This window comes from Pseudomonas gebzensis (assembly GCF_034427815.1).
GTDB lineage: Bacteria > Pseudomonadota > Gammaproteobacteria > Pseudomonadales > Pseudomonadaceae > Aquipseudomonas.
Genome location: NZ_JAXQNS010000009.1, coordinates 21,534 through 44,592 on the forward strand (window position 1 = coordinate 21,534; position 23,059 = coordinate 44,592).

Consider the following 23,059-nt stretch of genomic DNA (forward strand, 5'->3'; position numbering starts at 1 on the left):
GAGACCTTCCCCATGAGCGATCGCTACATCGGCTTTGCCAACTCTGCCCTCGGTCGACGCGTGGTCGATGCCCTCGGCCTGCCCCGCCCTGTCGCCCTCGAACGCTGGCAAGCTGGCCGTATGCGGCCGGTCGACGGCGCCCTGGTGCTCGGCGGCGGACCGCTGGCCCAGCAGGTACAGGCCCTGGCCGCGACCCTCACCGAAGAGCTCTATGCCTATGAATGCGCCGACCTGCAAGCACCCACCTGGGTCGCCGGGCTTGGCAAGAAGCTCAAAGCCGTGGTGTTCGATGCCAGTCACCTGTCCGACAGCGACCAGCTGCGGCAGTTGCGCGAATTCTTCCAGCCGCTGATGCGCAGCCTTGCGCCGAGCGCCCATGTGGTGATCCTGGGGCGCCCGCCCGAAGCCCTCAACGACCTGTCGGCCAGCCTGACGCAACGTGCCCTGGAAGGTTTCAGCCGCTCGCTGGCCAAGGAGCTGCGCAACGGTGCCACGGCCCAGCTGCTGTATGTCGGCGAAGGCGCCGAGGCGCAGCTTGAAGGCGCGCTGCGCTTTTTCCTTTCGCCGAAAAGTGCGTTCATTTCCGGGCAGGTGCTGCGCTTGCAGGCCTGTGCTGCGCAGGTCACGGACTGGAGCCGCCCCCTGGCCGGACGCCGGGCACTGGTCACCGGTGCCGCACGCGGCATTGGCGCCTCGATCGCCGAGACCCTGGCCCGCGATGGCGCCGAACTGGTACTGCTCGATGTGCCCGGCGCGCAAAAAGACCTCGACGCCCTGGCCGCACGCCTGGGCGCCCGCACCCTGGCGCTGGACATCTGCGCCACCGATGCGGCCCAGCAACTGCACGACGCCCTGCCCGAGGGCATCGACATCGTGGTGCACAACGCCGGCATCACCCGCGACAAGACCCTGGCCAACATGACCCCCGACTACTGGGACTCGGTCATGGCCGTCAACCTCAAGGCGCCACAACAGCTGACCCAAGCGCTGCTCGACGGTGGGCGCCTGGGCCAGGACGCACGCATCGTGCTCCTGGCCTCGGTCAGTGGGATCGCCGGCAACCGTGGCCAGACCAACTACGCCGCCAGCAAGGCCGGGCTGATCGGCCTGGCCCAGGCCATGGCCCCGCTGCTCGCCGAACACGGCGCGACCATCAATGCAGTGGCCCCTGGCTTCATCGAAACGCACATGACCGCCGCCATGCCCATGGGCCTGCGCGAAGCCGGGCGCCGGCTGAGCTCACTGGGCCAGGGCGGTCGCCCGCAAGACGTTGCCGAAACCGTCGCCTGGCTTGGCCAGGCCGGCAGCGGTGCGGTCACCGGCCAAGCCCTACGGGTCTGCGGCCAGGCACTGATGGGAGCGTGACATGACTCGACCATGGCTCGACCTGCACAGCCCCGACTCGCGCGCCAGCCTGTACCTGCGCGCGGTGAGCAAGCGCAAGATCAGCGGCAGCACGCTGCCCGCCCAGGGCCTGCGCTGCTACCTGCGCATACAGCCCGACAACCTTGCCGCCTACCGGCGGCTGTGCCACTTCCCCGACGACGGCCGCTTGCCAGGCACCTACCCCCATGTGATGGCGTTCAACCTGCAGTTGCAGTTGCTCACCGGCGCGGACTTTCCGTTCCCTCTGCTGGGTTTGGTGCACCTGAACAACAGCATCGAGGTGCGCCGGCCACTGGGCGGCCTCGAGGGTTTGCAGATGGCGGTCTGGGCTGAAAACCTGCAACCCCACGCCAAAGGCGGCACATTCGACGTCGTCAGCGAAGCGTCCGATGGCCTCGGCCTGCTGTGGCGCGAGACCAGCCGCATGCTGGTACGCGGGCTCAAACTCGACACCAGCACCCCCGCGGCCGGTGCCGCCGCCGAGCGCCCCGAGCCTACCGGCCTGGTGCAAGCCACGCGCTGGTACGCCGACCGCGACATCGGTCGGCGCTACGCCAAGGTCGCCGGCGACTACAACCCCATCCACCTCAGCACCCTGAGCGCGCGGCTGTTCGGCTTCCCCAGCGCGATCGCCCATGGCATGTGGAGCAACGCCATGGCGCTGGCGGCGTTGAAGGGGCACCTGCCCAAAGCGGGCTATCGCTTCGAGGTCGAGTTCCACAAGCCCGTGCGCCTGCCAGCCGAGGTGGTGCTCAGTGCCACTGAAGCGGGGCCTGCCGGTGAGTTGCGTCTGCACGGCCAGGAGCAGCGGCTGCACATGTCGGGTCGCTGGGCGGCGCTCTGATCCAGCGGGCCCTGCCAGGCCCCCAACGCGCTTGCTTTGCCGCCGGCCTCCCCCGAAGCTATGCGGCAAAGGAGCGCTTATGAATTTACAAGAATTGACCGAACGCCTGCACCGCATCCGCGACACCAACGACTGGCAACGCTTTCACAGCCCGAAGAACCTGGCCATGGCGGCCAGCGTGGAAATGGCCGAGCTGGTGGAAATCTTCCAGTGGCTCAGCGAAGACGAATCCCGCCGCCTGGCGCCTGAGCAACTGGCCCATGCCGGGCAGGAAGTGGGGGATGTGATCCTCTACCTGCTGCTGATGTGCAGCGAACTGGGTCTGGACATGGACCAGGTGGTGCGCGCCAAACTGGCCGACAGCGAGCGGCGGTTCAGCAAATGAACGACCGCCATTTCGATGAGCTGGCCACGCGCTTCGCTGAAAAGATCTACGGCGGCGCCAAGGGCGCGATTCGCCTGGGCGTGCTGCAGGCCGACCTCTCACAAGCCCTGCCGCAGCGCCCGTTGCGCGTGCTCGACATCGGCGCCGGCCTTGGCCACATGGCCCTGTGGCTGGCCGAACAGGGCCACGACGTGACCCTGGCCGAACCTGCCGCGCCCATGCTCGACGGGGCTCGCCAGCGCTTTGCCGACGCGGGGCAACGTGCAACCTTCATCCAGGCGCCCTGGCAGGCGCTGGGCGAGCAGCTCGCTCAGCCCTACGATCTGGTGCTGTGCCACGCCGTGCTGGAATGGCTCGCCGAACCCCAAGACATCCTCCCGACCCTGCTGCGCCTCACCGTACCTGGCGGCTGGTTGTCGCTGGCGTTCTACAACCGTGATGCGCTGGTGTACCGCAACTTGCTCAAAGGCCATTTCCGCAAGCTGCGCAGCAATGAACTGGCGGGTGAAAAACAGAGCCTGACCCCCCAGCGCCCGGTGGACCCGCGTCAACTGCGCACGCAACTTGAACCGCACTGGCAGGTCGAAGAGGAAAGCGGTGTCAGGGTTTTTCACGACTACATGCCCCGGGACTTCCAGGCCAAGGCGGCACTGGCCGATGTGCTCGAGATGGAGCTGGCCCACCGCCGACACCCCGCCTTCGCCGGGCTCGGCCGTTACCTGCACTGGATCTGCCGACCGCGCTGAGCGATTTGCCAGGCGCTGTCTGGACAGTCTTGAGCGAAGCTCAGACAAGGCCGATGGCGGCCCCGTGAAAATAGCTGGGGACGCCTAGTCGGGGACGCCTAGTCGGGGACGCCCAGTCAGGGACGCCCAGTCGGCGGCGTCAAGTCGGTCATGTCCAGTCGTGGCCGGCCTTGCGAGCCTGGGCGCCCCCGGCTGTGTTCAACGCAACATCACCGAGTCTCAAGGCTTTTCAGACAGCGCCTACCGGGAGTGACCCATGTTCTATCGCCTGCTGTGCCTGGCCTTGCTGCCGTTCGCCGTGGTCGGCTGCCAAGGTGCCAACCCCTATGTCGCCAGCAGTCGGCCATTGCCGCCCGCGCCGCCACAGGCTGCCACTACGTTCGATGCCAGTGCCTATCCAGCGCCGGCCCGCGACTACGGGCGCTACCGCACCTGGGCCTGGCGCGACGCGCGCCTGCCCAGTACCGGCGCCAACACCGACCCCGCGCAATTGGCGCAGGTGCTGGCCGAGGGCCTGGATCAACAAGGCCTGCGCCCGGCCCGGGGCGGCCAGGCTGATCTGTGGGTCAGCGCTGACCTGCGCATTGAACGGCGTGTGCGACAGGTGCGCGACTACGACAGCTACGACCCGTACTCCAGCCCTTATGGGGGCGTGGGCTACGGTGCTTACCGCAATGGCTATGGCGCCTACGCCAGTGGGCCGATCACCCGTACCTATCAGGTCGAGGTCAGCGTGGTACACATCGTGCTGTTCGATGCCCGCGATGGCCAGGCGGTCTGGAGTGCCAGCGCCGAGACCGGTACGGGCGGCCAATCGATCCGTGACCGTGAAAACGCGCTGCGCGAGACCGTGCAGAAAGCGCTGAGCGGTTATCCCCCACGCTGAAGATTCGGAGACATCATCATGCTGCGCCCTTTCGCTGTGCTCGCCTTCGCGCTGCTGTTAGGCGCCTGCTCGACCGCCAATGTCCAGCACGATTACGACGGCAGTCGTGACTTCGCCGGCTACCGCAGCTGGGCCTGGGAAGACCCTGCGCTGGAGTACCGCCCGGACGATCCGCGGATCAAGAGTGACCTGACCGAACAACGTATTCGCCAGGCCGTGGCCGGCCAGCTCGACCAACGCGGCTTGCGCCCGGTGCAAGCCGGCGCGCGTGCCGACGTCAAGGCGCGCGCCTACCTCATCGTCGAAGACCGCCAGCGCGAAGTCGTCACCAGCTATGGCGGCGGTTGGGGCGGTGCCTGGAATGGTTACTGGGGCGGGCCGATGTACAACGAAACCCGCAATGTCGACTACAAGGTCGCCACTATCCAGGTTGACCTGTTTGATGGCCGCGACGGCAAGCTGGTCTGGCGCGGCAGCGCCGAGCAGATGATGAACAGCGGCCTGCCTGGCCCCCAGGAACGCAGTGCGGCGATTCAGAAAACCGTCGCGCAACTGATGGCCAGCTATCCACCACGCTGATACCGCTGCTCAGTGATGGCAGATCGCCTTCAACTACCGCAACGTAGTACGCTCTACAGCCTCCATCACGGTTCGCTGCAGTGACGGGGGCCGCCGCGCAGCCCAGCCTTGCCGGACAGCGACCTCGTCGCAAGACAGTTGCAGTGCCAAACAGCAGATCAGTTGTCGCGGCATCGAAGTTTTTGGGCGGGCGGCCTGCTGCGGGCCGAGTTCACGTCTACCCTGACGCTAACGCTGTAGGAAATGTCCCAGCGCGTTGTCAGACGGACCTCTAGAACGGCGGTCGATGCCTGTCAAAGCGCCTAGAACAAGGATGGCAATTGATCGATGCACAGCATGGTCCTTCTGATGTGGCTGGCCTTGTGTAGTGAACAGGATGTCCGCGAGCGGCAGGTATCCGAAGCCCTGACCCTTGGCGTTGGCGCCTGTGCCCTGGCCTGGTTGTTCGTCACCGGTAACAGCTGGTTGGGGGCAGAGGCCAGCGATGCGGGCTGGGGGCTGGCGATCGTCATGCTGCTGACCCTGCCCGGTTACTGGCTGGGCCGGCTGGGCGCCAGCGATGTGAAGCTGGTGGCCGCACTGGCCTTGGCCAGCAGTCACCATTACGTGCTGGGGACCTTCATTGGCGCCGGGGTGTGCGTGGTGCTGTGGATGCTGCTGCGGCGCCGGCTGCTGGCGCTGCTCCATCCCAAGGTGAAAAAGCGCCTGCAGGTCCTGGCCGAGCAGATCAATGACAAGCAGCCATTTGCGCCTTATGTACTGGTCGGATTTCTCCTGACATCGATTTGGACCCCGTAGCACAGACTGTGGTCACAATCCCATAACGCCTGCGCGGGAGCGCAGGACGGAGTTTTTTTATCGCCGTAAGTGGCAGGCCCGGGATCAGGGCCTTGAAGCAACAGGGAGTTGACCATGATCAAGAGTGTCAGCGAGGTAAAAGTGCTGGTCGTCGATGACCAGCCCGCAGACGTCGAGCCGCTCTGCGATTTTCTTGAAAGCCATGGCTACAGCTGCGTTGCCGCCTACAGCGCCGAACAAGCACTGAGCCTTTATCGCAACGACAGCGCCATCAGCTTGTTGCTGTGCAACCTGCACTTGCTTGGCTTTGATGGCATCGAACTGGTGCACCAGCTCAAGGCCATCACCCAGCCGCCGCGTTTGTTCGAGGCGATCCTGCTGACCGGCCATGCCGATAAGGCCGACCTGATCCGTGCGCTTCGTGAAGGCATTGCCGATTACTACCAGCAGCCGGTGGAGGTCGATGAACTGCTCAAGGGAGTCCGCCGTCAGGAGCAGTCGCTGCTTGAGCGTCGGCGTCAGGCGCGTGAGCTGGGCAGCCTGAACCAGCGCCTGCACCACTTGGCTGAATCCATCGATGAGCTGTACCAGGATCTGGAAAAAGCCCGCGGCCACACCATGCACCGCCGCGCCAGCGACCCTGCCGAAAGCGAACCCGAGCTGCCGGCCGTGTTCCAGAAGCTGTCGCCGCGCCAACTCGAAGTGGCGCAGCTGGTCAGCCAGGGCAAGACCAACTTTCAGATCGCCTGCGAGCTGGGCATCACTGAAAACACCGTGAAACTGTACGTGTCACAGGTGCTGCGCCTGACCCACATGCACAACCGTACCCAACTGGCCCTGGCACTCGCACCGCGCAGCTCGCCGCTGCATCAACGCTTCACCGCGCATTGAGTGCAGCGGCCCGGAGCGCGCCGGGCTGTCGCACTGTCAATCACTGACCTGAAACGCCACCCGCGCGGTTTCGCCGCTTTCGTCCAGAGCACTCAGCTCGATCCGGCCAGTCTGCTCGAACGACACCGTCAAGCCCTGCTGGTCTACGGTTTCACCTTGCGGCTGACCGTTGACGAACCACCAGCGTCGACCATTGCCGCCCAATGCCGAGACCTGCAGTTGCAAGGGTTCACGGTTGTTGGCCGGTCGGCGCAGGTGGTCACCCGCGCGTACCCCAACAATCGACAACGGCGGCGCGCTGATCGCCACGTGCGGGGGGCAGTTCGGGTCGATGCCGGGCAACCGTGCGGCGCGCCGCTCCTGACGCGACAGCCATGGCTCGAGCGCGGCCGGCCATAGCGCCACCTGCCGGGACCGGGCGCCAGGGCAACTCGAATCGACCCGCAGCCCGTCAGGGTTGACCCACACGGTTTCACTCAAACCCAAGCCCAGCGGCTGATCAGCGGCCTGTAACGTGGGCGGCGTGGTGCCCTGCAAGGTCCAGGCGAAACGCTGGCGCCGGCAGTTGTCGTCCTTGCGCGCCATGGGCTGGCCCAGCGGCCAGCAGATCGCCGCTACGCCCACCGAATCCGGCACTTGCTCGGGCGCTGCCACAATGCCGCGCTGGCTGTCGCGGTTGCTCAACAGGTCATGCACCTGCAGCATCAGTGGCGCCGCAGAGGCCAACCCGAATTGACCCGCCACCGGGGTGCCATCGGGCCGGCCAATCCATATGCCGATCAGGTAGCGAGGCCCTACACCGATCGACCAGGCATCGCGAAAGCCGTAGCTGGTGCCGGTTTTCCAGGCCAGTGCCGGCCGCTGTACCAGCTCGGCGCGCGGATCGCGGTCCGGCCGGGCCTGGCCGCTGAGAATCCGCCGCACGATCCATGCCGCGCCCGGTGAAAGCATGCGGCGTTCGATCAACGGATCTTGTGGTTGCAGCCGAATCTGCGCGCTGCGGCCTTGGCGAGCGAGCGCGGCATAGCCTCCGACCAGATCGTCCAGACGGCTGCCCGCGCCGCCGAGAATCAACGACAGGTTCGGCTCGGCCAGCGGCGGTAGCGCCAACGGCACCCCCGCCATGCGCAACTGCGCGGCAAAACGTTTGGGCCCGTAGGCTTCAAGCAACTGCACTGCGGGCAGATTGAGCGACAGCGCCAGGGCGGAACTCGCCGACACCGGCCCGCTGAAGCCGCTGGAAAAATTGCCCGGTCGATAATCGCCATAACGGCGCGGCACGTCCTGCAGCAGTGACTCGGAGTGGATCAGCCCATCGTCCAGGGCCATGCCATACAGGAAGGGTTTGAGGGTCGAGCCGGGTGAGCGCAGGGCGTGGACCATGTCGACGTGGCCGAAGCGGCGGGCGTCGCTCAGCTCGATGGAGCCCAGGTAGGCGCGCACGGCCATGGTCTTGGCCTCCACCACCAGGATCGCCGCCGAGGTGCGCTCGGGCAGGCGCGCGCGCCAGCCCAGCAGCAGGTCTTCCAGACGTCGCTGCAAGGCGGCGTCGATCGTGGTGCGGATCAGCGGCGCACTGCCGGGGACGTTCAGGCGCCGCGCCAGCAGCGGGGCCAGCGCGGGGTCCTGGCGGGGGGCGAGCAACAGCGGTTCTTCGCCGGCCTCACGCAGGCTTGCCGCGGGCCACACTGCGTAGTCGGCCAGGCGCTGGAGCACTTTGTCGCGCGCCGCCTGCGCGCGCTCTGGATGACGGTCCGGGCGCAAGCGGCTCGGCGCCTGGGGCAGTACGGCGAGCAGGGCGGCCTCGGCATGGGTCAAGTGCAGCGGCGACTTGCCCAGATACGCCCAACTGGCGGCCGCCACGCCCTGCAAGGTGCCGCCGAAGGGCGCGCGGTTAAGGTAGATCTGCAGGATCTGCGCTTTCGACAGGTGCCACTCCAGTTGCGCCGTGCGCCATAGCTGGCGCAGCTTGCCGCGCAGGGTGCGGTCGTGCGGGTCGAGCAGTCGCGCCACCTGCATCGACAGCGTGCTGCCGCCAGACACCACGCGCCCGCCGCGCAGGTTGAGCCAGGCGGCCCGCGCCAGCGCCATCGGGTTGACCCCAGGGTGGTGATAGAACCAGCGGTCCTCGTAGGTCAGCAACGCCTGCAAGTACAGCGGCGATACCTCATCGGCCCCTACCGGATAGCGCCACACGCCCTCGGCATCGGCAAAGCGCCACAGTGGGGTGCCGTCTTCGGCCAGCACCACGCGGGCCAGGTCATCGCCGGGCAGCGGCAGCGGCCACAGGCGGTCGGCGCTCCACAGCAGCGCGATGAGCACCGCACCGCCCAGCACTCCCGTACGCAGCAGGCGACCGAGACGGCTGCGTGGGCGTACGCGGCAGTGGCTGAAACGCCGTGATACCCACTCAGACTGCCGTGCAAACCGCTCAGCAATGCTCATGAACACCTGCAAGACCGCGTGTGACCTGACCGTTTGCACGGTGCCGGAGGGTGATCACACGCGTTTTCAAACGGCGCCTGGCTTGCCATCGGGAACCGACCTGGCAGGATGGTGGCCAAAGCGCAGAGACCGAATCGTTCATCAGGAAATCATCATGCATGTAGAAGGCTTTTTCGAATGGCTGGGCCAGGCGCTGGGATCGCTGATCCGCATCATCGTCGATGCCATGAGCGGTCTGTTCAACCTGCTGGCCAATGCAGGTGGCAATTTCATCGAGGGGTTGTCCCGCACGCTGGGCATGGACACGTCGCTGATCAGTATTCTGGCGCTGATCGTTGGCCTGATGCTGCTGTACTCGGCAGTGCGTGCGTTCATGCGGGCATCGATTGTGCTCGGAATCATCTGGGGGCTGCTTGGGCTGTGGGTGATGAGCTGGGTGGTGCATTGAATGGCAGCAAGACTTCGGGCCGTAGCCGCCTGGTGATCCTCCGTTGCATGGGATTACACGGGGTTCACTGATATAGCAGAGGCAACCGGGGCGCGTCTCGGTTGGCTGCGATGAGCGACGAGCGAGGCGTATCGCCTCGATGAACGCGATTTCAGCCATTGGTCTGCTCCGCAGCCCATCGCGCCGGGCCGGCCGCTCTCTACGAGTCGAGCTTCCTGCGCCTTCGGCATCTGGCTGGCGTTTGCGGCCATCCTGCACCCTTTGCAGCAGGTTCCGGGGGCAGGCAGATAGCCCTGCCCCCTTTGCCCACTTAGCGAGCCTTGATCAGCATCTCCCCAAGGCTTTCACCCACCGCCTGGATCTCAGGGCGGTACATCGACTCGATCTGTGGCGGGGGAATGCGATAGCTGCCAGGGGTCACCGCGCGGGCCAGATACAGCAGGTGCGTGGTGCCATAGCCATCGAGCTTGAGCGAGGCGACGTAACGGTCATCGCGAAACTCCTGATGCACAACGTTGGCGTTCTGCATCGAATCGCGCCATTGCTTCACCGCGCTGCTGGCGTTGTCCAGGCTGGCCGAGCTTTGCGCCAGGTTCTGATTTTCCACTTCAAGCCCAGCCGGCAGCAGGTCGACCACCAGGGCATCGGGCACGCGGTCCTTGGATTTGAGCGCCAGGTGTACCAGCACCAGGTCACCACTGCGCAGATTGCCGAGGTTCAGCGCCTGGCCGTTGAGGCCCAGGTACTCACGGCGAATCTCCATGCCATTGCTCATGGCCGGCGGCGCCTGACGCGGGTAGCCCGACACGGTCAACTGCTGGTAGAGGGTGTCGCTGCTCTGGTTCTGGATGCTCAATGGCGAGGCCAACAACGGGCCCTCCAGCTTCATGCCAGACTCGGCATTGTCGAACTCACGCACCTCACCGGCGCTGTCCAGCCGAGCTTTCCACGCGGCCTCCGGCTTGTTCATCAGGCCACGCCCGGCGAGGAACAGCGCGTTGCGTTCCTGGGTCGACAGCCAGTTGCTGGCGGCCAGTTCGTCCGACAGCGCAAACAGCCGCTGATCGACCTGGTTGCTGGCCAGCTGGTTCTCTTGCAGCAAGGCGAGAATCAGCGCCTGGTCGCGCAGGGCACTGCCATAGTCGGCCATGTAGCCTTTGCCACGACCAATCGCCAGACCGGTCTGCAAGGCCTGCTGGGCGCGCGGTTTGTCACCCATCTTGTCCAGCGCCACGGCCAGTTGCACCAGCGGCAGGCCAGAGCGGGCATCGGTACGACGTTCGAACAGGCTGCGCAAGGCGCCCAGCGGCGCCTGCTGATTACGCGCCAGCACCAGCGCGGCGTAGGCCTGTGCGGCGAAGCGGGTATGTGCGGCGTTGTCGCTGTAGTCGGCTTCGATCAGGTTGGGTTCCTGCACATAGCGCAGCAGCCGCTCGCTGGCTTTCTTCAAGGCGTCGGCCGGTACGCCGAAGCCTTGCTCGCGGGCGCGTTGGAGGAAGTCGGTGACGTACGCCGTCAGCCAGTATTCCTCTTCACCTTCAGCACTCCACAGACCGAAGCTGCCGTTGAAGCGCTGCATGCTCAGCAAGCGCTCGATGCCCACCTCGATCTTGCGCTTGCGCACATCGTCCGGCTCACCCTTGATGCCCAGGCGCTTGAGGCTTGCGGCATCGGCATACAGCGACGGGTAAAGACCGCTGGTGGTCTGTTCCAGACAGCCGTAGGGGTAGGCTTCCAGGGCGCGTATCTGCTCGGCCAGATTCAGCGGCGGACGGCTCGACAAGACCAGGCTTGCCTCAAGACCGGCGGGTTCGAAGGCGGCCAGCTCATTGTCTGGCAGGCTCCACGGCTGGTCCTTCAAGGCAACGCGGTAGTGCTTGAGCATCGCCGGATAAGCCGGGCGAATGCCCAGCGTCCAATCGCGGGTGTACACCGTGCTCGGCTCGTTGGGCAACTGCAGGCCGCTGACCTGCACCTGCACTTTGCCCTGCCCCAGGCCGCCTTGGGCCTCGACCGGGATGAGCAAGGTGCTGCGCTGACCTTCGGCCAGGCTGACCTGTTGCTCGGCGGGGCCGTTGAGGCTGATCTGGCCTTCGGTGTGCAGTTGCACGGTCAGCTGCTGCGCGCGGCCAGACAGGTTGGCCAGGTCCAGCGCCAAGCGCGTGCGGTCACCGCCGGCGAGGAAGCGCGGCGCCGACAGCTCGGCAATCAGCGGCGCAGCGACCACGGTCTTGCCTTCGGCAACACCGAAGTGGTCGTCGGTCCAGGCCTGGGCCATCAGCCGCAGCTCACCGTTGAAGTCGGGAATGTCGACCGTGGCCACGCCTTCGCCCTTGTCGTCCAGGGTCACCGGCACGCTTTGCTGGGCGACGATGGTCACCGTGGTATTGGGGCGCTTGCCGCCCTTGGCCATGGCGGCGTCACCACCAAACGCCAGGCTGGCCAGACGGCCCTGCCCGGCTTCGATCAATTGCCCATAGATGTCCAGTTGGTCAGCGCCATAGGCCTTGCGACCGAACAGGCCGGTAAACGGATCAGGGGTCTTGAAGTCGGTGATATTGAGAATCCCGACGTCGACCGCCGAGAGCAGCACGCGCACCTGTTTCGGTACGCTGCCGTCGGCATTCACCGCCTTGAGCTTGACGCTCAGCGGCTGTTTCGGGCGCATTTTCTCAGGCGCTTGCAAGGTGAGCGCGAGCTTGCGATCAGCGCGCTGCAGCGGCAGGTGCAACACGCCTACAGCGCGCTTGGGCGTGGCATTGACTTTGCGCTCGCCGGGGCGGATCACCAAGGCGCTGACGTACAGGTCATGGCGCGCCCATTTCGGGTCTAGCTGGATGTCGAAGGCCTTGCCGTCTGCCGGCACATCGATGGCCTGCCACCACAGTGGACCGTCGGCCGACTCGATCATCAGGTAGCCGCTGCCGGCGGCAGGCGGGGTTACGGTGACCTTGGCGGTGCTGCCGTCGCCATAGGCCGGTTTGTCCAGCGCCAGCTTGACCTGGTCAGGCCTCACGGCGCCGCCTTCGGCGTTGTCTTGGGCGCGGTAGCCGGCCCAGAAGCGCTCGCTGGAAACGATACCGGTCTGCGGATCTTCCACCTCGACCCGGTACGGGCCCCACTCCACCTGGAAACTGAGCTTGGCGGTGGAACCGGCCTTGATGCTGACCGTTTCTTCACTTTCGGTGAGGAATTTCTCGTTGAAGTTGTAGCTCCAGCCGTTGTCGTCCGCGTAATTCCAGTAGTAATCGCGGCGCTCGCGAATCAGCCGCACCTTGAGGTCGTCCACCGCCAGCTTCTTGCCCTCGCGGTCGGCGACCAGCACCTCGAATTCCACGGCAGCGTCGCTGTCGGTTTCCTCACCGTCGAACAACCCGCGCAGCCCGGGCAAGCGCTCGGCCGGCCAGATGGGTTGTTCCAGGCGACGGGTGATGGGCCGGCCACCGGACTCCTGCAGGCTGGCCTGCACGGTCAGTTGCAGCGGCGAACGGGCCTCGGCCCAGCGGCTTTCGATGTCCAGGCTGGCCTTGCCGGCCTGGTCGAGGGTGACTTCATCAAGTTCCAGGTCCTGGCTCAGATCGCTTTCACTGACCGAGCCGAACTGGTAACCCGGCAGACCCGGCACGGCTTCGCGCAACGGGCGTACATACGCCTGGCCGCTGAGGCGGTTGCCTGCGGCCGGCGCGCCATACAGGTAACGGCCGTTGACCTGAATGTGCGCCGTTTCGTCAGGCGTCAGCGGTGTGGGGCTGCCTTTGAGTTCCAGCGCCAGACGCTCGGGCAGGAAGTCCTCGACCAGCACCTCGAAGACCTGCTTGCGACCACCGCCCAGATCGAAGAGCAACTGCCAGCGGCCGGTCGGGGCTTCGCTGGACAGTTGCAGCTGATACTGGAACAGGCCGTTGGCGTCGGCTTCCCAGACGAACTTGCGGCTTACCTGTTCATCCGGGCGGCGCACTTCGACGTTGATCGGCTGGGCCTTGACCGGCTTGCCATCCTGGTCACGCAGCAAGCCGTTGAGCAACACGGTTTCACCCGGACGGTACAGGTCGCGCGGGCCGAAGACGAAGAACTGCAGGGGGTTGGCCTGTGGGCCGGTGATGTCGAACTCAGCGAGATCCAGGGCTGCGGTGTTCAGGTTCAACAGCGTGGTGTTCACGCCCTGGGTGGCGATCAGGGTGTTGGCCTTTTCATTGATCGGCATCTGCGCGTGGCCGTCGCCGTCGGTGCTGGCCTGAGCGAGCAGCTTGCCCTTGTCGTCGTGCAGTTCGAGCTTGACGCCGTTCAGCGCCTTGCCGCCTTCCAGGGCTTGGGTAAACACATCGATGCGGTCACGGTACCGGTGCGCAGACAGGCCAATGTCACTCAGGGTGAACAAGGTGGCCGGCTGGGAATAGCCATAGACACCCGACGCACGCATCACTGCCAGGTACACGCCCGGCGCCTGCAGCGGCTTGATCCCGGCGATCGGCAACAGCACGGTTTCGCGGGTATTGCGCGCAGGGTTGAGGTCGAAACGGCCGCTGTAGACCAGCTCGGCCATGTCCAGGGTTTCCTTGGACTGGTAGTAGTACAGGCTGCTGTTGCGCCCCCAGTTGGCCAGGAAGTTCGAGAGCATTTCGGGCTTGACCCGGAAGAACTCGACATCGACCTTGTCGACGTTCAGGGCGATCACCGGCAGGCCTTCGGCCAGGCGCGTGGGCAGCAGCGAGCCGCGGCTGGCGAAGCCGACGGTGGCCTGCATGTCGCGGGTTTCCAGGCGGCTCACGGCGTCGGCGGCCAGTGGCTTGCCATTGACCCCGAGCAGGCCCTTGTCGATGGTCAGCACCAGCTTGCGCTGCGGCTCGAGGTGGCGCAGGCGCAGCTCCATCTGGTTGGTGGACAGCTCCCAGGCGCCGTCAACCTTGCCCTTGACGGTATCGACCAGGTGCAGCTTGCTGGCGAAGTCCTGCTCGGCGTCCAGCGGCGCGGAGAAGCTGATCGACAACGCGCTGGCGCCGTCGACCTGCACTTCCGAGACATCCAGCACGTTCAGTTCGCGGCCCTCGTAGCGCTTGGCCAGCACCGCTGGGTCTTCGCGCTTGGCCGGCGCGGCCTGGGCAGGGGCCGCAGGCTTGTCGGCCGGCGCTGGCTTGGGCGGCTCGGAGGTAGAGGAATCACAGGCACTGAGCAGTGCCAGCGCACAGGCCAGCAACAATCCTTTGTTGAACATGAGGGGTGGACTCTTCGGCAGCGTGGTCGTAAGGACGGCAACTATAGCCCACCGGGAAGCAATTCACGCGGAGGGCTGCGTGAGCTGAGACCGTGTTGGCAACGATTGGTTGCTGCCGCGCAAGCGCGCTTTACAAAATGTGTCCAAGACAGTGCAGGCCGCTAGAATGGCGCACCCTCGCCAGGCCGCGCGACGGATCTGACTGGAGTATCGATGCCCTCACTGCTCACCGACTGGCGCCACCGCCCTACCCACCGCAACGTCTGGGCGCTGGCGGCGCCGATGATCCTGTCCAACCTCAGCGTGCCGCTGGTGGCGCTGGTCGACAGCACGGTCATCGGCCACCTGCCCCATGCGCATCAGCTCGGCGCGGTAGCGGTCGGTGCCATGCTGTTCACCTTCATGATGGGGCTGATGGGTTTCCTGCGCATGGGTGCGACGGGGTTTGCGGCGCAGGCGGCAGGCCGCGGTGATGGCGATGCACTGCGCCAGGTGCTGGTTCAAGGGTTGCTGCTGGCGTTGGGGCTGGCGCTGCTGATCGCGGTGGTCGCGGTGCCGTTCAGTCAGCTGGCGTTGCAAGCCATGCAGCCCAGCGCCGCCTTGCAGCAAGGCACGCAAGCCTTCTTCCATACCCGCCTGTTCGGCCTGCCCGCGGCGCTGGCCAGCTATGCGCTGGTGGGTTGGTTCCTCGGCACACAGAACGCCCGGGCGCCGCTGGCGATTCTGCTGACCACCAACCTGCTGAACATCCTGCTCAACCTGTGGTTCGTGCTTGGGCTGGACTGGGGCGTGGTTGGCTCGGCGCGGGCCTCGGTCATTGCCGAATGGAGTGGCGCCTTGCTGGGCCTGGCCCTGACCCGCCCCGCACTGCGCGCCTATCCGGGGCGTATCGTCTGGTCGGCGCTGCGCCGCTGGACGGCCTGGCGGCCGCTGCTGTCGGTGAACCGCGACATCTTTCTGCGCAGCCTGGCGTTGCAATGCGTGTTCCTGTTGTTGACCGTGCAGGGCGCCCGCCTGGGCGAGGCGACCGTGGCCGCCAATGCCCTGCTACTCAATGGCCTGCTGCTCGCCGCCTATGCCCTCGACGGCCTGGCCCATGCGGTCGAAGCGTTGTGCGGGCACGCCATCGGTGCCCGCCAGCGCGAGGTGCTGCGCCGCTCGCTGGTGGTGGCCGGGGGTTGGTCGTTGCTGATCAGCCTGGTCTTCGCCGCACTGTTCCTGGCCTGCGGCCACCTGTTCATTGCGATGCAAACCGACATCGTCAGCGTGCGCGAGGCTGCCGACCCGTATCTGCCCTATCTGGCCGTGCTGCCCTTGGTGGCGGTCTGGAGCTACCTGCTCGACGGCCTGTTCATCGGCGCCACCCGTGCGCGGGAAATGCGCAATGCCATGCTGCTGTCGGTGCTGATCGCCCTGCCCTTGGCCCTGGCATTGCGCGGGCTGGGCAACCATGGACTATGGCTGGCGTTTCTCGCGTTCATGGCGCTGCGGGCGGTGACACTGGCTGGGCTCGGCTGGCGTTTGCACAGGCGCGGGGGTTGGCTGTGAATGCGCCGTGAGGCCAGGTGGACGGCGGTTGCAGCCGTGGGCGGGCTGCGCCGGCCTGCTACAGGCACCGCACAGCTGCCCCGCGAGGGGCACTGTGCGGTGCCCGGTCTTCAGGACGACAGGTAGGACGAGCGAGTCAGGCCCAGGCGCAAGGCATCCAGATACTGCGTACGCTCACGCGGGGTGATCTTGGCGCTGGCGACCTTGTCGCGGTAGTGGGTCATCAGTTCTTCGGGCGACAGGTGCACGTAGCGCAGCATGTCCTCGATGGTGTCGTGGGTCTCGATGCCAGCGTGGTACACGCTGCCGTCGGCGTTCTGGTAGATGTTCACCGAGTCGGTGTCACCGAACAGGTTGTGCATGTCGCCGAGGATTTCCTGGTAGGCACCGACCAGGAAGATGCCCAGCAGGTAGTCCTCACCCTCGTTGATGCCATGCACCGGCAGGCTGGTCTCGATGCTCTGTTCGTCGACGTACTGATTGATCTTGCCGTCCGAGTCGCAGGTCAGGTCTTGCAACACGGCGCGGCGCAGCGGCTCTTCATCCAGGCGATGCAGCGGCAGGATCGGCAGCACCTGACCGATAGCCCAGGTATCGGGCAGGCTCTGGAACACCGAGAAGTTGCAGATGTACTTGTCGGCCAGCTTGTCGTTGAGCTCGTCGAGCACCTGGCGGTGCGAGCGCTGACGGGCTTTGAGCGAATTGTGCAGGCGGCGGCACACGGCGAAATAGCACTGCTCGGCCAGGGCCTTCTCGCTGAGGGTGATCTTGCCGTCGGCGTACTGCGCGGCGATGTCGCCCATGTAGTGGGTGGCGCGCCAGTAGGTCTCGGTGACCATCTCGATGTCGGTCGGGCCGAGCAGGTCGACCAGCCATTGCACGGTCTCGGGCAGCGTGGCCTTGTCATCGATGGTGGGTATCTGGTCGTTGTGCTTCTCGACGTCGGTGACCTGCACCACCAGCATGGCGTGGTGGGCGGTCAGCGCGCGACCGCTCTCGGAGAAGATGTGCGGGTGCGGCAGGCCCTGGGCGTCGCAGAACTCCTTGAGCATGCCCACGACCACGGCGGCGTAGTCGTCGATGTCGTAGTTGATCGAACTGGCGTTGCGCGAGTGAGTACCGTCGTAATCGACACCCAGGCCACCGCCGACGTCGATGTGATCGACCGGCAGGCCGAGCGCACGCAGCTCGCCGTAGTAGCGGATCGCTTCCTTGAAGCCGTGCTGGTAGTCGGCCAGGTTGGCGATCTGCGAACCCATGTGGAAGTGCAGCAGGCGGATGCCCTGGTCGAGGCCCGCGTCCTTGAAGCGCCGGACCACCGACAGCAACTGCGCAGCCGACAGACCGAACTTGGACTTTTCACCGCCGGTGTCGGCCCACTTGCTCGACGCCAGCGACGACAGACGCACGCGCAGACCCACCTGTGGCTTGACCTTGAGCTCCTCGGCCTCCTCGATCACCAGCGCCACTTCGGACTCTTTCTCGATCACGATGAACACGTTGTGGCCAAGCTTCTGGCCCATCAGCGCCAGGCGGATGAACTCGCGGTCCTTGTAGCCGTTGCAGACAATGGTGCCGCCTTTGGGCGCCAGGGCCAGCACAGCCAGCAGTTCCGGCTTGGAGCCGGCTTCCAGGCCGATGGAGACGTTCTGCGTGGCGATGATGTTCTCCACCACCGCTTCTTGCTGGTTGACCTTGATCGGGTACAGCGCGGTGTACTGGCTCTGGTACTCCAGACGCGCGATGTTGGCATCGAAGGCACCGGTGAGCTGGCGCACGCGGTCTTGCAGAATGTCGGGGAAACGCACCAGCAGCGGCAGGCTCAAGCCGCTCTGACGCAACTCGTCGACCTGCTCGAAAAGATCGATGGGCGAGCTGTCGGGGCCGTTGGGGCGCACTTCGACGCGCCCGGCTTCATTGATGGCGAAGTAGCCAGCGCCCCAATGGCGGATGCCATAAACACTGCGGCTGTCGGCCACGGTCCACTGGCTGCCATCGTCTTTGCGTGTGCGTCGTACGGACATTCAAGTCCCCTATAAAGAAGTCAGAACACTGCCCTGGGCAGAGCGCAAGGCAGTGTAGAAGCTGAAAATGACGGTTCGTCCATGCTGGGGATAGACCCCGGTTGCACAAGCGAGTTTAGAAACGCAACGGTAAAAACCCCGGGCGCTGCCTGAAAAGCCTCGAATCGAAGGCTGAACGCGACCGCGTCGCTCGCGACCCGGTCGCGTAATGAGTGGTGCGCAAAGCGCCTGGGCCCAGGCCTCAGCCGCCGGACTTCTTCGCCGTGAAGCCGCGTTTGCTCAGCTCACCGATGAGCAGCTCGACGTGGTCACCCTGAATCTCGATGACGCCGTCCTTGAGCGCACCACCGGTGCCACAACGGCGCTTGAGCGCGGCGGCCAGTTCCTTGAGCGGCTCGGCGGCCAGCAGCACCCCGCTGACGGTGGTGACCGTTTTCCCGCCACGGCCTTTGCTCTCGCGGCGCACGCGGGCAATGCCGTCACCTTCAGGCACCTGCTGCTGGCAGATACAGGCATCGACGGGCTGGTTGCAGTCAGGGCAATGCCGGCCGGCATCGGTGGAATAGACGAGACCGCCAAGGGCGGCAAAGGAGGACGTTTTCTTGGCCACTTTTGTGCCTCTGGCTGAGGACAAAAACTGGTCGAACCGGACGTTGGGTCGACCGCGAGGCCCCACTCTGGCAGGGGCGGCGCTCATTGCCACGGCTGAGGTGGCAACCCATAAAGGGCGCGCAGTTTAACCAGAAAAGTCTGACGGCCCAAGTAGCGGATTGCGCCATTTTGCGCCTGTTTTGCGACCTGACCGCAGGCAGCCGCGCGTCAGAGGCCGACCGTACGCCGGTAGCGTTGCAAGGCGGCCAGGGAATCGGGGCAATAGGGCTTGTGCCGGCTGTCGAGTTCAGCGGCGGCGAGGCTGATGAAGCGCGCTTCGAGCACCTCTTCGGGCTGCAGCCGCAGCGGCCCGTCCCACACGGCGGAAAACACCGCGCACCACAGGTGGTTGTCGGGTTGGTCGAAGAAGAATTTTTCATGAAACTGCAGATCGACGCCGCTCACGCCCAACTCCTCCTCCAGCTCACGGGCCGCCGATTGCGCATAGGTTTCCCCGGCGCCGACCATGCCGCCCGCCGCCACGTCCCAGTAACCTGGGTACAGCGCCTTGCTCAAGGTGCGGCGATGTACGCAAAGCTCGCCCTGGCTGTTGAAAAGCAGGATGAAGGTGCCTCGGCCAATCAGCGCACGCTCGCGCAGCTCAGCCCGTGGCAAGGCGCCGAGCAGTTCGTCCCGGGCATCGACCCAGGCGATCAGCTCAACGTCAGAGGCCGCGCGGTGCGCGGCCTCCAGAGGTGCAATCGGCATATCAGCCCTGCGACAGCAGCTGACGCAGGTCGATCACGGCAGCGTTGGCGCGGGAGATGTAGTTGGCCATGACCAGCGAGTGGTTGGCCCACATGCCGAAGCCGCTGCCGTTGAGCACCATCGGGCTCCACAGCGGTTCCTGCGAGGCTTCCAGCTCGCGGATGATCTGCCGAACGCTGACGGTGGCGTTCTTCTTCGCCAGGACATCGGCGAAGTCGACCTCGATGGCGCGCAGCAGGTGCGACAACGCCCAAGCCTGGCCACGGGCCTCGTAGAAGACGTTGTCGATCTGCAGCCACGGGGTTTCGACCAGCTCTTCATCCACCTGAGGCGCCTGACCCGGCACGATGGCTTCGGTCTTCAGGTTGCTGTTGAGCTTGACCCGACCCACGCTTGCCGACAGGCGCTGGGACAACGAGCCCAGACGCGTGGCGACATCGCCCAGCCAGTTGTTCAGGTTGTCGGCACGGGTGTAGAAGATCGCGCCTTTGTCACCGGCTGCCAGGCGAGCCTGGTAACGCGACAACGACTTGATGCCTTCCTCGAACTCGGATTCGCTCGAAGGCAGAATCCAGCTCTTGTGGTCGAAGTTGAAGCGCGGCTCGGCCTTGGCCAGGTCGGCGTCTTCGGTCGACTGCGACTGCGAACGGGCGAAGTCCTTGCGCAGCGCACGCGACAGGTCACGCACCTGAACCAGCACGCCGTATTCCCAGCTCGGCATGTTGTCCATCCACAGGCCCGGTGGGAAACGGTCGTTGGCGATGTAGCCGCCTGGCTTGTTCAGCAGCGTGCCGGCGACGGTCTTGAGCGTTTCGACCGTGGTGTAGCCGACCACCATTTTCTGCCCGGACTGCTGGGCCGCCGATTGCGCCGTCTGCTGGACCGGGAACAACTCGGGCTCCTGGCTCCAGTACCAGCTCAGACCGATGCAGACCACCAGGTACACGCCCACGACGGCGGCAATCACAGTGCCCCAGGCCCCTGCGCGGCGGCGAGGTTTGGCTTTGCGGGTTTCAGCCCGCTCGCGGGGCGCTTCGGTGGCCTCGCGTTTTTTCCAGTCCAGCATGGCGTTAGTCCTTAATCAGTCACGTCGAATACGAAGCATTGTGCGGATACAGCCGATCCTGCCCCGAAGCTGTTCACTTGAATCGAATCGGAGCCGCCAGGGCTGGCGTGCAGCCCCTGACCGCTCACTGGGGCACCCGACAGGCGCTCCCACAAAGCTGGCTTTACCTTGCAACGGCCGGTCAGGCACCCAGGTTAGCGCGACAAGCCGCCAAGCCGCTCCGATCGCTCAGGTGAAGTGCATCACAGCCGAGGGCCGGCGCTTTCGATGCAAGTCCTGCGGGTTGGACCACAGGGTAGAGTCAGGGTGCCACGGCAGATCACAGCGTCAGCACTATAAAGCAGACATCGCCATGCGCATACGCGACCAACCGGTCAGCAGGTAGTGATCGGTCATTGCGCAAATAGTCCAATCCCCTCGAACAGTCAGACGCCAAGCAGTGCTAGCATGAGGCCACTATTTAGCTGCCCCATCGCAGTGAGCCCATGAACCAGCCAGCCCCACCTTGCCCCGAACGCATCAAGCATCTGTCCGCGCAGCGGATGGTGCAACAAACCCGGGATGTTCTGCTGTTGTGGCGGCGGCTACGGCACGGCGACGACGCCTGCCTGAACGAACTGCTGGAGGCGAGCCTGCGCCTGCAGCGCTGGGCTGAACGTCTCGAGCAAGCGCCGTTGGCGGGTCTGGCCCAGATGATCGGGCAGCGGCTGCAGGCGCTCGTCCTGTGCCCGCCTCCCTACCCCACCCTTGCATTGACCGAGCTGGAAACGTTGATCAAACGCTTGTCGCGGGCCAGCCTGCGGCGCGGCGACCAGCTCGATGATGTGCCCTTGCCACCCCTGCGCCGACCGTTGTATCTGCTGCTGCAAGACCACGAGCACGCCGAGCGCCTGGCCAAGCAGTTGGCGTTCTTCGGCCTGGCCGCGCAGGCGTTGCACAGCGCCGAGGCACTGCGGGCGTCATTGCTCGAGCAGCGTCCTGAGGTCGTGGTCATGGATGTCGACTTCACAGGTCCCGGCCGCGGGCTGGAGCTGGCGCAGGCGCTGCAGGACGATCCGCAGCAACCGGTGGCGCTGCTGTTCTTTGGTTGCGATGAAACCAGCACCAGCGCCCGCCTGGCCGCCGTGCGCGCCGGGGCCAAGGCGTTTCTGACCGGCAAGCTGGAAGCCTCCACGCTGCTGGAGAAGATCGAACTCTTGAGCAACCCGGCGCACATCGACCCATTCCGCGTTCTGATCATCGATGACTCGCGAACGCAGGCGCTGCATACCGAGCGCACGCTGAAAAGCGCAGGCATCGCGACACGCGTGCTGATCGAGCCGCTCAAGACCATGGATGCGCTGGCGGACTTCCAGCCCGATCTGATCATCCTCGACATGTACATGCCCGGTTGTACCGGCGCCGAGCTGGCTCGGGCCATTCGGCACTGTGATCGCTATGTGAGTGTGCCGATCATCTACCTGTCTGCCGAAGACGACCTGGACAAGCAGCTTGAAGCCATGAGCGAAGGCGGCGATGACTTCCTGACCAAGCCGGTGCAGGCCCGCCAGTTGGTGACCACCGTGCACAACCGCGCCGCCCGCGCCCGCCATCTGAACGCGCGGATGATCCGTGACAGCCTGACCGGGCTGTATAACCACACGCACATCCTGCAATTGCTCGAAGACAGCAGCCACCGCGCGCGGCGCGAGGCGCAGCCGCTGAGTTTCGCCATGCTCGACATCGACCACTTCAAGCGCGTCAATGACCTGCACGGGCACTCCACCGGCGACCGCGTACTCAAAAGCCTGGCGTTGTTCTTGCGCCAACGCCTGCGCCGTACCGACTTCATCGGCCGCTACGGCGGCGAAGAGTTCGCCATCGTGATGCCCAACACCGAGCTCGATGCCGCGCACCTGGTGCTCGACGACCTGCGTCGACGCTTCGCCGAGCTCAACTACCCCGCTCAGCCGCACGATCTGCAATGCACGTTCAGCGCCGGTATTGCCAGCCTGAGGCAAGACATGGACGCCCTGAGCCTGAGCACTACGGCTGATGAGGCGCTGTATGCGGCCAAGCACAGTGGGCGTAATTGTGTGGTCAAGACGCCAGATTGACGGGACATGGTGGCTGGGGCTGCTGCGCAGCCTGATGGAGCGGGGTTGCTGTCGTAGGGCTGCTGCGCAGCCATCGCGAGCAAGCTCGCGCCTACATGGCCCCATCAAGCAGCCCATCGCAGTTGAAGACGCGCAGATGGTAGGAGTGAGCTTGCTCGCGATGGGCGGCAACGCCGCCCTACACCCGCTCGCCGTACCGCCTGATCGAGTGTGACTGCTGTTGCTGGGCTGCTGCGCAGCCATCGCGAGCAACCTCGCGCCTACATGGCCCGTTAAGGAGGCTGCAAACCGGGGCGATAGCCATTAGCCACTTATTTCTGACGCCAAACCCCGGTCGTCATCAATC

The 23,059-nt window shown here is 65.3% G+C and carries 17 protein-coding genes; 11 read left to right on the plus strand and 6 right to left on the minus strand.

Annotated elements, in window-relative coordinates; genetic code table 11:
- Positions 1–12 precede the first annotated feature (12 nt).
- The 8 genes from SJI00_RS16880 (at position 13) to SJI00_RS16915 (ending at position 6,515) form a co-directional block, all read left to right on the plus strand.
- On the plus strand, positions 13–1,365 hold the full coding sequence (locus SJI00_RS16880; protein ID WP_322462844.1) for a 3-oxoacyl-ACP reductase: 1,353 nt from the start codon (positions 13–15) through the stop codon (positions 1,363–1,365).
- Position 1,366: 1 nt separating this feature from the next.
- Positions 1,367–2,230, plus strand: a complete 864-nt coding sequence (locus SJI00_RS16885; protein ID WP_322462845.1) for a MaoC family dehydratase — start codon at positions 1,367–1,369, stop codon at positions 2,228–2,230.
- 79 nt (positions 2,231–2,309) lie between these two features.
- Complete coding sequence (locus SJI00_RS16890) at positions 2,310–2,615, plus strand: nucleotide pyrophosphohydrolase (RefSeq protein ID WP_322462846.1); 306 nt, start codon at positions 2,310–2,312, stop codon at positions 2,613–2,615.
- Positions 2,612–3,361 (plus strand): methyltransferase, encoded by a 750-nt coding sequence (locus SJI00_RS16895; protein ID WP_322462847.1) that lies wholly within the window; start codon positions 2,612–2,614, stop codon positions 3,359–3,361. Before SJI00_RS16890 ends, SJI00_RS16895 begins: the two co-directional genes overlap by 4 nt.
- Positions 3,362–3,617: 256 nt before the next feature.
- The gene (locus SJI00_RS16900) at positions 3,618–4,247 is read left to right on the plus strand and encodes a DUF4136 domain-containing protein (RefSeq protein WP_322462848.1); all 630 of its coding nucleotides are present in this window, start codon (positions 3,618–3,620) and stop codon (positions 4,245–4,247) included.
- Positions 4,248–4,265: 18 nt separating this feature from the next.
- Positions 4,266–4,826 (plus strand): DUF4136 domain-containing protein, encoded by a 561-nt coding sequence (locus tag SJI00_RS16905; RefSeq protein ID WP_322462849.1) that lies wholly within the window; start codon positions 4,266–4,268, stop codon positions 4,824–4,826.
- A 327-nt stretch (positions 4,827–5,153) separates the two neighbouring features.
- Complete coding sequence (locus SJI00_RS16910) at positions 5,154–5,624, plus strand: A24 family peptidase (protein WP_322462850.1); 471 nt, start codon at positions 5,154–5,156, stop codon at positions 5,622–5,624.
- 114 nt (positions 5,625–5,738) lie between these two features.
- Entirely contained in the window at positions 5,739–6,515 is a 777-nt protein-coding gene (locus tag SJI00_RS16915; protein WP_322462851.1) for a response regulator transcription factor, read from the plus strand.
- 36 nt (positions 6,516–6,551) lie between these two features.
- Here the strand turns inward: SJI00_RS16915 and pbpC are convergent, their stop codons facing one another.
- Positions 6,552–8,960, minus strand: coding sequence for a peptidoglycan glycosyltransferase PbpC (gene pbpC, locus SJI00_RS16920; protein ID WP_416221060.1), 2,409 nt, complete (start codon positions 8,958–8,960; stop codon positions 6,552–6,554).
- 154 nt (positions 8,961–9,114) lie between these two features.
- Between pbpC and SJI00_RS16925 the strand changes: the two genes are divergently transcribed.
- Positions 9,115–9,408, plus strand: coding sequence for a hypothetical protein (locus SJI00_RS16925; protein ID WP_322463025.1), 294 nt, complete (start codon positions 9,115–9,117; stop codon positions 9,406–9,408).
- Positions 9,409–9,718: 310 nt separating this feature from the next.
- Here SJI00_RS16925 and SJI00_RS16930 read toward each other — a convergent pair whose 3' ends face one another.
- Positions 9,719–14,620, minus strand: coding sequence for an alpha-2-macroglobulin family protein (locus SJI00_RS16930; protein WP_322462852.1), 4,902 nt, complete (start codon positions 14,618–14,620; stop codon positions 9,719–9,721).
- Positions 14,621–14,833: 213 nt separating this feature from the next.
- Between SJI00_RS16930 and SJI00_RS16935 the strand changes: the two genes are divergently transcribed.
- Positions 14,834–16,168, plus strand: coding sequence for an MATE family efflux transporter (locus tag SJI00_RS16935; protein ID WP_322462853.1), 1,335 nt, complete (start codon positions 14,834–14,836; stop codon positions 16,166–16,168).
- 110 nt (positions 16,169–16,278) lie between these two features.
- On the opposite strand, the gene speA is transcribed toward SJI00_RS16935, so the two are convergent.
- From speA to SJI00_RS16955, 4 genes are all read right to left on the minus strand, one after another.
- Positions 16,279–18,192 (minus strand): arginine decarboxylase, encoded by a 1,914-nt coding sequence (gene speA, locus SJI00_RS16940; protein WP_322462854.1) that lies wholly within the window; start codon positions 18,190–18,192, stop codon positions 16,279–16,281.
- 241 nt (positions 18,193–18,433) lie between these two features.
- The gene (locus SJI00_RS16945; protein ID WP_322462855.1) at positions 18,434–18,802 is read right to left on the minus strand and encodes a translation initiation factor Sui1; all 369 of its coding nucleotides are present in this window, start codon (positions 18,800–18,802) and stop codon (positions 18,434–18,436) included.
- 209 nt (positions 18,803–19,011) lie between these two features.
- Complete coding sequence (locus SJI00_RS16950; protein WP_322462856.1) at positions 19,012–19,551, minus strand: NUDIX hydrolase; 540 nt, start codon at positions 19,549–19,551, stop codon at positions 19,012–19,014.
- Position 19,552: 1 nt separating this feature from the next.
- The gene (locus SJI00_RS16955) at positions 19,553–20,617 is read right to left on the minus strand and encodes a DUF2333 family protein (RefSeq protein ID WP_322462857.1); all 1,065 of its coding nucleotides are present in this window, start codon (positions 20,615–20,617) and stop codon (positions 19,553–19,555) included.
- Between the two features lie 485 nt (positions 20,618–21,102).
- Between SJI00_RS16955 and SJI00_RS16960 the strand changes: the two genes are divergently transcribed.
- Positions 21,103–22,713 carry a GGDEF domain-containing response regulator gene (locus SJI00_RS16960; RefSeq protein WP_322462858.1) on the plus strand — a complete coding sequence of 537 codons (1,611 nt, stop codon included), beginning with the start codon at positions 21,103–21,105 and terminating at the stop codon, positions 22,711–22,713.
- Positions 22,714–23,059 lie beyond the last annotated feature (346 nt).

What these genes read in the sequence shown, in the direction of transcription:
- SJI00_RS16955 (WP_322462857.1), bottom strand. Translation starts at nt 20,617, where the DNA reads ATGCTGGACTGGAAAAAACGCGAGGCCACCGAAGCGCCCCGCGAGCGG.
- speA (WP_322462854.1), bottom strand. Translation starts at nt 18,192, where the DNA reads ATGTCCGTACGACGCACACGCAAAGACGATGGCAGCCAGTGGACCGTG.
- SJI00_RS16910 (WP_322462850.1), top strand. Translation starts at nt 5,154, where the DNA reads ATGCACAGCATGGTCCTTCTGATGTGGCTGGCCTTGTGTAGTGAACAG.
- SJI00_RS16895 (WP_322462847.1), top strand. Translation starts at nt 2,612, where the DNA reads ATGAACGACCGCCATTTCGATGAGCTGGCCACGCGCTTCGCTGAAAAG.
- SJI00_RS16905 (WP_322462849.1), top strand. Translation starts at nt 4,266, where the DNA reads ATGCTGCGCCCTTTCGCTGTGCTCGCCTTCGCGCTGCTGTTAGGCGCC.
- SJI00_RS16960 (WP_322462858.1), top strand. Translation starts at nt 21,103, where the DNA reads ATGAACCAGCCAGCCCCACCTTGCCCCGAACGCATCAAGCATCTGTCC.
- SJI00_RS16935 (WP_322462853.1), top strand. Translation starts at nt 14,834, where the DNA reads ATGCCCTCACTGCTCACCGACTGGCGCCACCGCCCTACCCACCGCAAC.
- SJI00_RS16885 (WP_322462845.1), top strand. Translation starts at nt 1,367, where the DNA reads ATGACTCGACCATGGCTCGACCTGCACAGCCCCGACTCGCGCGCCAGC.
- SJI00_RS16880 (WP_322462844.1), top strand. Translation starts at nt 13, where the DNA reads ATGAGCGATCGCTACATCGGCTTTGCCAACTCTGCCCTCGGTCGACGC.
- SJI00_RS16930 (WP_322462852.1), bottom strand. Translation starts at nt 14,620, where the DNA reads ATGTTCAACAAAGGATTGTTGCTGGCCTGTGCGCTGGCACTGCTCAGT.
- SJI00_RS16890 (WP_322462846.1), top strand. Translation starts at nt 2,310, where the DNA reads ATGAATTTACAAGAATTGACCGAACGCCTGCACCGCATCCGCGACACC.
- SJI00_RS16900 (WP_322462848.1), top strand. Translation starts at nt 3,618, where the DNA reads ATGTTCTATCGCCTGCTGTGCCTGGCCTTGCTGCCGTTCGCCGTGGTC.
- SJI00_RS16915 (WP_322462851.1), top strand. Translation starts at nt 5,739, where the DNA reads ATGATCAAGAGTGTCAGCGAGGTAAAAGTGCTGGTCGTCGATGACCAG.
- pbpC (WP_416221060.1), bottom strand. Translation starts at nt 8,960, where the DNA reads ATGAGCATTGCTGAGCGGTTTGCACGGCAGTCTGAGTGGGTATCACGG.
- SJI00_RS16925 (WP_322463025.1), top strand. Translation starts at nt 9,115, where the DNA reads ATGCATGTAGAAGGCTTTTTCGAATGGCTGGGCCAGGCGCTGGGATCG.
- SJI00_RS16950 (WP_322462856.1), bottom strand. Translation starts at nt 19,551, where the DNA reads ATGCCGATTGCACCTCTGGAGGCCGCGCACCGCGCGGCCTCTGACGTT.